The sequence below is a fragment of the Mesorhizobium sp. M4A.F.Ca.ET.090.04.2.1 genome, assembly GCF_003999085.1.
Taxonomy (GTDB): domain Bacteria; phylum Pseudomonadota; class Alphaproteobacteria; order Rhizobiales; family Rhizobiaceae; genus Mesorhizobium.
On record NZ_RZOT01000196.1, the window covers coordinates 1 to 9789 of the forward strand.

General features: G+C 63.2%; 11 protein-coding genes and 1 pseudogene. 8 read left to right on the top strand and 4 right to left on the bottom strand.

All coding sequences use genetic code 11. The features are described from left to right. Nucleotides 1-460: hypothetical protein (locus EN781_RS15615; RefSeq protein WP_127400125.1), on the bottom strand; the 460-nt coding region annotated here is incomplete at its 3' end. A 258-nt stretch (nt 461-718) separates the two neighbouring features. Between EN781_RS15615 and EN781_RS34385 the strand changes: the two genes are divergently transcribed. The 4 genes from EN781_RS34385 to dusA all read left to right on the top strand — a co-directional run bounded on the left by EN781_RS34385 (nt 719) and on the right by dusA (nt 4412). Next, nucleotides 719-1315 carry a hypothetical protein gene (locus EN781_RS34385; protein ID WP_189347599.1) on the top strand — a complete coding sequence of 199 codons (597 nt, stop codon included), beginning with the start codon at nt 719-721 and terminating at the stop codon, nt 1313-1315. Nucleotides 1316-1325: 10 nt separating this feature from the next. Next, nucleotides 1326-1835: a hypothetical protein gene (locus EN781_RS15630; RefSeq protein WP_127400126.1), complete on the top strand. Its 510-nt coding sequence runs from the start codon at nt 1326-1328 to the stop codon at nt 1833-1835. Between the two features lie 617 nt (nt 1836-2452). Then, on the top strand, nt 2453-3229 hold the full coding sequence (locus tag EN781_RS15635; RefSeq protein ID WP_245492599.1) for an NYN domain-containing protein: 777 nt from the start codon (nt 2453-2455) through the stop codon (nt 3227-3229). A gap of 187 nt (nt 3230-3416) precedes the next feature. Then, nucleotides 3417-4412, top strand: a complete 996-nt coding sequence (gene dusA, locus EN781_RS15640; RefSeq protein ID WP_126054492.1) for a tRNA dihydrouridine(20/20a) synthase DusA — start codon at nt 3417-3419, stop codon at nt 4410-4412. 6 nt (nt 4413-4418) lie between these two features. On the opposite strand, the gene EN781_RS15645 is transcribed toward dusA, so the two are convergent. Then, the gene (locus EN781_RS15645) at nt 4419-5123 is read right to left on the bottom strand and encodes a TIGR02281 family clan AA aspartic protease (RefSeq protein WP_126054493.1); all 705 of its coding nucleotides are present in this window, start codon (nt 5121-5123) and stop codon (nt 4419-4421) included. A 13-nt stretch (nt 5124-5136) separates the two neighbouring features. Then, the gene (locus tag EN781_RS15650) at nt 5137-5370 is read right to left on the bottom strand and encodes a DUF1289 domain-containing protein (RefSeq protein WP_126054494.1); all 234 of its coding nucleotides are present in this window, start codon (nt 5368-5370) and stop codon (nt 5137-5139) included. A 162-nt stretch (nt 5371-5532) separates the two neighbouring features. Here EN781_RS15650 and EN781_RS15655 point away from each other — a divergent pair, with 162 nt between their 5' ends. Continuing rightward, nucleotides 5533-6531: a nicotinate-nucleotide--dimethylbenzimidazole phosphoribosyltransferase gene (locus tag EN781_RS15655; RefSeq protein WP_126054495.1), complete on the top strand. Its 999-nt coding sequence runs from the start codon at nt 5533-5535 to the stop codon at nt 6529-6531. Between the two features lies 1 nt (nt 6532). Here the strand turns inward: EN781_RS15655 and EN781_RS15660 are convergent, their stop codons facing one another. After that, nucleotides 6533-8053, bottom strand: a complete 1521-nt coding sequence (locus tag EN781_RS15660) for an ATP-binding protein (RefSeq protein ID WP_126054496.1) — start codon at nt 8051-8053, stop codon at nt 6533-6535. A gap of 75 nt (nt 8054-8128) precedes the next feature. On the opposite strand from EN781_RS15660, the gene EN781_RS15665 reads away from it, so the two are divergent. From EN781_RS15665 to EN781_RS15675, 3 genes and pseudogenes are all read left to right on the top strand, one after another. After that, complete coding sequence (locus tag EN781_RS15665; protein WP_126054497.1) at nt 8129-8752, top strand: thermonuclease family protein; 624 nt, start codon at nt 8129-8131, stop codon at nt 8750-8752. Nucleotides 8753-8782: 30 nt separating this feature from the next. Continuing rightward, complete coding sequence (locus EN781_RS15670; protein ID WP_127400128.1) at nt 8783-9394, top strand: glutathione S-transferase; 612 nt, start codon at nt 8783-8785, stop codon at nt 9392-9394. Beyond that, a pseudogene (locus EN781_RS15675) lies at nt 9334-9789 on the top strand (uracil-DNA glycosylase family protein); the annotation flags it as partial. The gene EN781_RS15670 and the pseudogene EN781_RS15675, both read left to right, overlap by 61 nt.

Here is a 9789-nt window from a genome sequence, read left to right on the forward strand (position 1 = left end):
GGACGGTCCAGGATACGGCGGAAATGACGCCGCAACCGATCAACGCCGCCTTGGTGCGGCCCTTGACCCCGGACAGAAGCGGATGGCCGATCCGCTGGCGCAGGAATGGCAGCACAAGCCGATGAATGGCTAAGCCATTGATCGACAGGATGGCGACGATGGTCACTTTGGCCCAGATTTTCGGGTTCATCAGCTTTTGCGGTTCCGCCACCTGATAGAGCAGAAGAAAACCGATGCCGGAAATCCAGAGCATCAGGAGCCCCGTCGCCACAAAACGGCTGATCCATCCGACATTGCCGACGAGTTCGGCGGTGACGACCATCCGACGGTAGCGTGCCAAGAGCAGGTCGAGGAAGACAGCACCGCCGAACCCGAAAACCAGGCCAGCGAAATGGAGCAGCCGTAGAAGCGTGCGGATATAGGATACTAGGTCCGGCGCCAAACTCAGCGAGAAATCCATACCGCTCAACTTCCCCCCGAAAACGCGCAAAGATTCCTTCACGCCCGCGAAAGCGCGTCGCTGCGCACGAACGATCGACATTGTTTGATTTGCATTCAGGCATCCGACGGGACCGGAAAATCCGACGTCGGATGCGCTGCTGTCTATTTAATCATGAGCGTAAGTGTCAAGTATGAAATGTAAAGACGCCAGCGATTTCGGAGTGGCTTGAAAGCAGTCCACAGTGGTCGGGCACTGCTTTGAACGGAGGTCCGCCGCATGAGCAGTGGTTTCTCAGCCCCTTGCGTCAGGGGCAGTCGGCTGATGCGCGGCCTCAATCAAAACTGCCGCTGCCTGCTCAACCTGCTCGGCCGCATGGTCGACCTGTTTGATCTTCTTCGCCAACCGGTCGTGGAGCATCGCAAGCCGCGCAGCGTGGTAGTCGGCGCTTCGCTTTTGGCCGTCCGAGTTGAGGGGTTCAAACAACATGGTGACGGCTTCTCCCAAAACCACAAGTTCAACCATTATGATGCCGCATCCTCCCGATTGGCGATCACTTCAAAAGGAGAGCAGCGGCATATCCCTTTGGGGATGGAATGTCGCGCCTCCGCCTACCTACCCGATGCCTCAATAATGGGCGGTCGGGCGAATCTTCAGGAAGCGAGTCCGCGCGTCGATCACTCGCGACTGTGCGGATCGGATACTGCCGCACAACGCAAGGCTCAGACCGACACCGCAGTCCTCATCGAGCAATTCATTTGCACGATTGATCGAGCGCTCGGCTCGTCGCCCGCGCTGTCTGGCCAAGGCCGGTTTGAAGTTCAGGATTTCAGCCATCGGTCCGCTTCCGTTTGCTTTGCGGTCCCTTCATTTTGAAGACGGGCTGATGCGCGGCGTGCACAAATACCGCGACCTGCTCGACCTCGGCAGCCTTGCGGTTGGCAATCCGCCTCATGAGCCGACCGCGCAGCATCGCCAACTGCGCGGCACGATGGCGATCGATGCGCTTGTTGCCGCGCAGGTCACCAGGACGGAGAATCAACATGCCTTCCAACGGCGCCCCAGAGCGTTTTGTTCCGGCTTTGCCGGCGCGCCCCAGCATCAGCCGGGCGGGGGAGCAGCCGTCGGATGGCGTGATGCCCGGACCGCCGGGCAGCGCAACGTTAGTTTCCGCGAAACTCTCAAAAATGGGCCAAGGCGAAATCCGCAGCTTTGCCCGAGGCCGGCCTCAAGGCTGAGGCGATTGAAAAAAATCGAGAATAAACTAGATGGTGCGGCTCGCCGAGGTGACCACAGTGTTGCCGTCGGGCGAACGCGGCCCGCGGAAACGAATGAGATGAGCAAGGTGATGAACCGGCTGGCGATCGCGCCGATGATGGATGGGATAGATACCTGAATATAATCAGCTAGTTACGGGATGTTGTGTGCAAAAATCGCACACGAAAATTCTACTTCTCTTCTTTTTCGTTCCCACGACGGCGCCGCCGACAGCCCTTTTCGAGCGCTCTTCTGCCGGCGATCTTGACCACCCCAATGCGGATGTTCGTCGGGATTCCGGCGAAAGCCTATCTTCGCCACGGTTGAAGATCTGTGGGCGGCAGCAGTCGAATATTTCGAATGGGTCGAGGCACCCCCCTGTGGGAGGCCAGGCCCTTCGCGTATCAGGGTGACGTCTGGATCCGCAGTGGTGCAAACTTGAGCGAGGCGCCTATTGGGGGTTCGAGTCGGGAGACCGCTACATCGCGAGACCCGCTATCGAAGAAGCATTCTTCTGCTATCGGCGATGCCCTGCATAGCCCGTAACGTCGCCGAAGATCGATCGAAATTGGGTGGCATGGCCCCCACGGTCTCGATATGCCAACTGCCCCTCACGGCGCACCCGAGGGGCGCTGCTTGAACCACAATCGTGCGCACATCGCACATAGATGCTATCAATGAAGATGCGCAGGGAGGGCGAACAATCGAATGGAAAATGAGGACAGGTCGCGAACCACATCTGATCGGCGAATCGCCTTGCTCATCGATGCTGACAATGTGTCCCACGGCAAGATCGCAGCGATACTGGCGGAACTTTCAAAATACGGCACGGCCAATATCCGTCGCGCCTATGGCGATTGGGCAAGCGCCAATCTCAGGAACTGGAAAGACAAGCTGCACAATTTTGCAATTCGGCCCATTCAACAGTTCACCTATTCCTCCGGCAAAAACGCCACCGATATTGCGCTTGTGATCGATGCAATGGAGCTTCTCTACACTCAAAAGCTTGACGCTTTCTGTTTGGCTTCCAGCGACGCCGATTTCACGCCACTAGTGATGCAGTTGAAGGCCAATGGACACGAAGTCTACGGATTTGGGGAACGCAAAACGCCCACACCGTTCATCAATGCCTGCACGACTTTCCTCTACCTCGATAGCCTGGACGATGCTGAGCAACCGACAACTCCTGTAGCCCCCGGCGAGAAACCAAAGACCAAAGCGGAATCGGCGGCCAGACCTAAAAAGCCCGCCGACAAGCGAACGGGCAAGTCTCTATCGCAAGATACGACGCTCGTGACGATCCTGCGTGGCGCTGTGGAAGCCACGGCGCAAGACGATGGATGGGCAGCTATGTCATCGGCAGGAAGCGCAGCGAAACGACAGGCGCCCATCGATCCACGAAACTATGGAGTGAAGAACTTTCCGGCACTCTTCGCGGCGACTGGCCTCTTCGACATAATGAAGATGGAGAATGGGCAGAGCTACGTCGCAGACAAGCGGAACAAGGACCGCTCACCACAGCCGAGCCGATAGGGATAAGCAATTCCATCATAGCCGTTGATGGCAAAGGCGCCGGCGGGCGCTTTTCTTGCCGGCCAACGCCATTACCAACGACAGGCCGAGGCAATTGAAAAAAATCGAGAATAGACTAGATGGTGCGGCTCGCCGGGCTGACCACAGTGTTGCCGTCGGGCGAACGCGGCCCGCGGAAACGAACGAGATGAGCAAGGTGATGAATCGGCTGGCGATCGCGCCAATGATGGACTGGACGGATCGGCATTGCCGGTACTTCCACCGTCAGCTGACGCGCCGGGCGCTGCTCTATACCGAGATGGTGGTAGCCGACGCGGTCATCCAGGGCGCGCGCGAGCGGCTGCTCGGCTTCGACGAGGCGGAGCATCCGGTGGCGCTGCAGCTCGGTGGGTCCGATCCCGGCAAGCTTGCCGAGGCGGCGGCGGTCGGTGAGGCCTTCGGCTATGACGAGATCAACCTCAATGTCGGCTGCCCGTCGGACCGCGTCCAGTCGGGCACGTTCGGCGCCTGCCTGATGAAGACGCCCGTGCTTGTCGCCGACTGCGTCGCGGCAATGAAGGCCAGGGTGACAATCCCCGTGACCGTCAAATGCCGCATCGGCGTCGACGAGCAGGATCCGGATCCGGCGCTCGATGCCCTGGCCAACGGGGTTTTCGCGGCCGGCGCCGACGCGCTGTGGGTGCATGCGCGCAAGGCCTGGCTGGAGGGGCTCAGCCCGAAGGAAAACCGCGATATCCCGCCGCTCGACTATGGCCGGGTCTATCGGCTGAAGGTCAGAAAGCCTAATGAATTCATCGGCATCAATGGCGGCATTCAATCGCTGGAGGCGGCGCGCGAGCATCTCGGCCATGTCGATGGCGCCATGCTCGGCCGCGCCGCCTACCATACTCCCGGGATCCTGGCCGGTGCCGATGCCATGTTCTACGGCGAGCCGTACGCGGCGTTCGACTATGCCGCACTGATCGACGCCATGACGGCCTACGCGGCGCGCCATATCGAGAAGGGCGGGCGGCTCGGCCATGTGACGCGCCACATGGTCGGCCTGTTCCACGGGCTGGCGGGTGCGCGCCGCTACCGGCAGATCCTGTCGACGGACGCAACACGGCCGGGCGCCGGACCGGATGTGTTGAAGACTGCCTTTGCCGCTGTCGACCTCAACGGGACGGCGGCCGAAGCGGCCTGAGGGCATTCAGTCGCGCAGGACCATGCGGTCGCCGCGCACGTCGAACCCCGACAGCGAGCCGATGAAGTTCATGCCGAGCAGGCTCTGGCCAAGCATGCCGGGCGCGGCGATCATCACGGCCATGTCCTTGCGCACGATGCCGCCGATCGCCACTTCGTCGGTTTTCACGGCGGCGGCGCGCGCCATGCCGTTGGCGGTCGAGACCGATATGGTGAAGTTGAGCGCGGCTGGATTGAAGCCGGCGGCCTGCGCATCCTCCGCGGTCAGCACGATGCTGGTGGCGCCGGTGTCGACGACGGCGCGCACTGCTGCACCGTTGACCAGGATGCGCGCTTCGAAATGGCCGTTGTCGGCCTTGTCCAGCGTCACCGTGGCGTGGCCGTCCTCCACGCCCAGCGCCAGCGGACTGCCGGGGATCAGGCCCGCCGTCACCCGGCTGGCGACATCCTGCAGCTCGTAGCGGTATTGATAGCCGGCGATCAGCGCCAGCACGATGGCCGCCCAGGTGCCGAGATTGCGTGCGATGTCGCCGAGCGGCCTGCCGGAGCGCAGCAGACCGGCGCCGATCAGCGTGCCGAACGCGCCGAGCCAGATCAGCCGGCTGAAATCGTAGTTGTCGACGCCAAACGTGCTGCCGGCCGAATCGTTGAGCATCAGCAGCAGCGCGCCGGCGCCGATCACCACCATCAGGATCCAGAACAGGCGGTTCATCGGCGTTGTCCGCTCACGACAGCACGTCTCGCTCGCGCGCCATGCGGGCGCGGCGCGTTTCCCGCCGTGGCCTGCGTTCCACCGTTTCCAGCCGAGCCGGCAGCTCGGCCATGACAGCACGGCGGACCTCCGGGGCCATCCCGATCCAGGCAGCAATCTCGTCGCGCGTGCGGCCGCAGCCGAAACAGTAGCCGGTTTTCATGTCGATCGAACAGACCAGGATGCACGGAGATTCTATGGCCGTCATGATGTTCTCTTGCGCTACTTCCACATGGTGCAACGCCAAGGCCAATGCAAGCCCTGGGGAATACGGCGCGCGCTGGTGTTTTCGCGTCAGTGACCGAAAGGATTGTGCCGGCGGATCAAGACGTCTATGCCGCTCACAACTTTCAGCAACGATGTAGTCCGCATGACCAGCGCATCGCCTTTCGACGATTTCCGCAACCTCTTGGCCAATCTGCCGCCGGCCGATCTGGCGGCCGAAGCGCACATCCGCGCGCTGTTTGCCAAGGCCGAAAAGCCTACGGCCTCGCTTGGCCGCCTCGAGGATATCGCGGCCTGGCTCGCCGCTTGGAGCGGGCAGGCGCCGCCGGCGGTCAGGCGGCCCCAGGTGGCGATCTTCGCCGGTAACCATGGCGTTACCCGTCATGCCGTCTCGCCGCGGCCGGTGGCGGCGACCGCCGATGCGGTGGAACTGTGCGCGGCCGGGGGAGCGGCGATCAACCAGGTCTGCATCGCCAACGACCTCGGCCTCAAGGTCTTCGACCTGGCGCTGGATGTTCCGACCGGAGACATCACCGAGGAAGCCGCGCTCGACGAACGCGGCTGCGCCGCCACCATAGCCTTCGGCATGGAAGCGGTCGCCGGCGGCGCCGACCTCATCTGCCTCGGCGATCTCGGCGTCGGCAATTCCACCATCGCTGCCGCCCTGTGTGCGGCGCTGTTCGGCGGCGCTGGCGTGGACTGGGTCGGACCCGGATCGGGCGCTGACGCGGCGATGACGGCGCGCAAGGCGGAGGTGGTCGATCGGGCGCTCGCCTTTCACGGCGACAGCCTCAGCGATCCGCTCGAGGCCTTACGGCGTGTCGGCGGCCGCGAGTTCGCCGCCATCGCTGGCGCCATCCTTGCCGCCCGCATGCAGAAGATCCCGGTGCTGCTCGACGGGTATGCGGCGACCGCGACGGCCGCTGTCCTGCAGGCGGTGAGCCCCGCCGCGCTCGACCATTGCCTGCTTGCCAGCCTGTCGCCGGAACCAGGGCAGGCGAAGGTGGCGGCTCGGCTTGGCCTGCGGCCGCTGCTCGATCTCGGCGTCGGTCATGGCGAAGGGGTGGGGGCTGCACTCGTCGCCGGCCTGGTCAAGGCGGCGGCACTCACCAGTTCCGGCATGGCGGCTGCGGTCAAAACCTGACCTATCTCTTGCGGGATGCCACCGCCTTGGTCGGCAGCGCCGGCAGTTCCTCCATCACCCGGCTGAGCGGGAAGATGGCGATCGCCTCGGTGCCCTCGCGCAGCCTGGAGTGAAGCTCGAATTCGCCGCCATGCATGGCAAGCAGGCCCTGCACGATCGGCAGGCCGAGACCGGTGCCTTGCTCGGCGCTCTTGATGGCGATCGAACCCTGGCCGAAAGCCGAAAGCACCACAGGGATCTCTTCCTCCGGAATGCCCGGGCCATTGTCCTTGACTGATATGTACTGCCCGCCACCGGCGGTCCAGCCGACGCGCACGCGAACCTCGCCGCCAGACGGCGTGAACTTGATGGCGTTGGACAGAAGGTTGAGCGCGATCTGCCGCACCGCGCGTTCGTCGGCGAACAGCCTCGGCAAGGTGGTTTCGAAATCCTGGATGACGCGGATATCCTTGTTGCGCGCCCGCAGCTCCATCATGTGGCAGCAGTCCTCGGCGATGTTGAGCAGCATCACCGGCTCCTCGTTGAGCTGGTAGCGGCCCGCCTCGATGCGCGACAGGTCGAGGATTTCGTTGATCAGGTCGAGCAGGTGCTGGCCGGACTCGTGCACGTCATGGGCATAGTCGCGATAGGTGGGATTGTTCATCGGCCCGAGCACTTCATTGGCCATCACTTCGGAAAAGCCGAGGATGGCGTTGAGCGGGGTCCTGAGCTCGTGGCTCATCGACGCGAGGAAGCGCGACTTGGCCAGATTGGCATCCTCGGCCCGACGCCGCGCCTCGTCCGACATCGATTTCGCCGTTTCCACCTCCGCGATCAGCGCATCCTTCTCTGAACGGAATGACATCAGCATCAGCGAGGCCTGGTTGAGATGGCGCGCGACGTAGGCGAAGAAGGGCAGGGCGGCGACCAGCAGCGCGGCCATGATAACCTCGATCGGCAGCCACAGCCGCGATCCGGCATAGGCATAGACAGCGACGGGAATGGCGAAGGTCGCCAGCAGCGCGCCGCCCAGCGAGGATGCCATCACCGCGGTCGCCGCCATGGCGACCAGAAGCACCATCGCCTTGATCACCTGGAACTGATCGATCTGGCAGGTGTCGCAGCCGAACCAGGCGAACCAGGCCCAGCCAAGGCCGCACAGGAAATGCCCGATGAGGAAATCGCGCCGCGCCTGCGACGGATCGATCTGGGACGCTTCGGTCCGCTCGACGCGCCGCGCCATGAAGGCAACAATCGTGTAGCAAAGCAGGGTGAACAGCGCCCAGATGCCGATCTTCTTGTCGAGGCCGGCCAGCAGGCCGGTCGCGGCGATCGCCAGCACCAGGATCGGTATGGCGGTCGCGCCGACCACCATGGTGCGGGCATGCAGCTTCAGGAGCTCGCGGTCGAAGTCGAGGCTGCCGGCCTGCTGCGAAAGACGGTCACGGGTTCTGCGCACCGCGCGCGCCACATCGCTGTTGCGATGCGGTTTCCTGCGGTCCACAATGAATTTGTCCGCTGTGTTCGAGCGTAGCAAAGGCATGCAAACTTCAATTTCTGCGCGCAGCGATTTCAATTCGTTAAGCTACGTTCGAATGATTAAGAGACTGTTTGCCATATGAGCCGTTCCTGGTCGCCGAGGCCGCGCCGGCGATACGCCCCGCAGCCGCCTCGCAGCCTGTGGCGGCGGCTTTTCGACTATTGCCTGACCATCGTTCTGCTCGGTCTGCTGATCCTGCTCGCGGCCCGCCTCGACCGCTTCGAGACGCGCAAGGCCGAGGGCGCGGCCATCGTCAATGACGGCGATTCGATCACGCTTGGCGCCGAGCGCATCCGCATGCGCGGCATCGACGCGCCGGAATATCAGCAGACCTGCCGCAAGGATGGCGCCGACTATCCCTGCGGCAGGCTCGCGAGGCAATCGCTGGTCAGGCTGATCGCCGGCCGTCCCGTCTCCTGCAGTGGCTGGCAGCACGACCGCTACGGCCGGCTGCTTGGATACTGCAAGGCAAGCGGCATCGACCTCAATCGCGCCCAGGTCGAGGCTGGCTGGGCCGTCGCCTATGGCGATTTCGAGACCGAAGAGGCCGGCGCCCGCGTCGGCAAGGCCGGCATCTGGGCTGGCACGTTCGACGAACCGCAGGACTGGCGCGATACCCACGGCCACGGGCTGGTCGAAAGGAAGCATGGCACGCTGGCGTCGATCGGCGATGCCTTGCGCGCGTTTTTCAGTTTCCGGTAAAGGGAGCGAGCAGGATTTGGGAGGATGAGAATGAAGCTGTTCGACGGTGGCCGTGCGCCCAATCCGCGCAGGGTGCGGGTTTTCCTCGCCGAAAAAGGGATCGAGGTGCCGCTAGTGCCTATCGACATGGGCGCGCTGGAGCATAAGAAGCAGGCCGTCAGCTCGCGCAACCCGCTGCAGCGCCTGCCGGTGCTCGAACTCGACGACGGCACCATCATCACCGAATCCGTCGCCATCTGCCGCTATTTCGAGGAGCTGTATCCGGAGCCGCCTCTGTTCGGGCAAGACGCGCTCGGCAAGGCGAGGGTCGAGATGTGGCAAAGACGCATGGAACTGAACCTCCTCAGCTGCGTCGCGCAGGCTTTTCGTCACATCCATCCCGCGATGAAAGAATGGGAAATCCCCCAAATACCCGAATGGGGCGAGGCCAACAAACCCAAGGCGGTCGAATTTCTGAAGCTGCTCGACGACGAATTGGCGGGCCGAGAGTTCGCCGCCGGTGATGCCTATTCGATCGCCGACATCACCGGGTTGATCGCCATCGATTTCATGAAGCCGGCACGCATCAGGGTGCCGGAGGAATGCACCAATGTGCTGCGCTGGCATGCGGCGATCTCCAGCCGACCGAGTGCGGCCGCCTGAGCCCGGGATGAGCGAAGCGCTGGAGAGACTGACGGCCAGGGTTCGCGCCTGCCGCATCTGTGTGGAGAAGCCGCTCGGCCGGCCTTTGCCGCATGAGCCGCGCCCGGTGCTACGCCCGTCGTCGACGGCGCGTATCCTGCTTGCAAGCCAGGCGCCGGGCAGCAAGGTCCACCTCTCGGGCATGCCGTTCACCGATGCCTCCGGCGATCGGCTGCGTAGCTGGCTGGATGTAACCAGCGAGGAATTCTACGACACCTAAAAATTCGCCATCGTGCCGATGGGTTTTTGCTTCCCCGGCCAAGATGCGAAGGGCGCCGACCTGCCGCCGCGTCGCGAATGCGCGCCTGCCTGGCGCGCCGAACTGATGGCGCTGATGCCGCAGATCGATCTGGTGC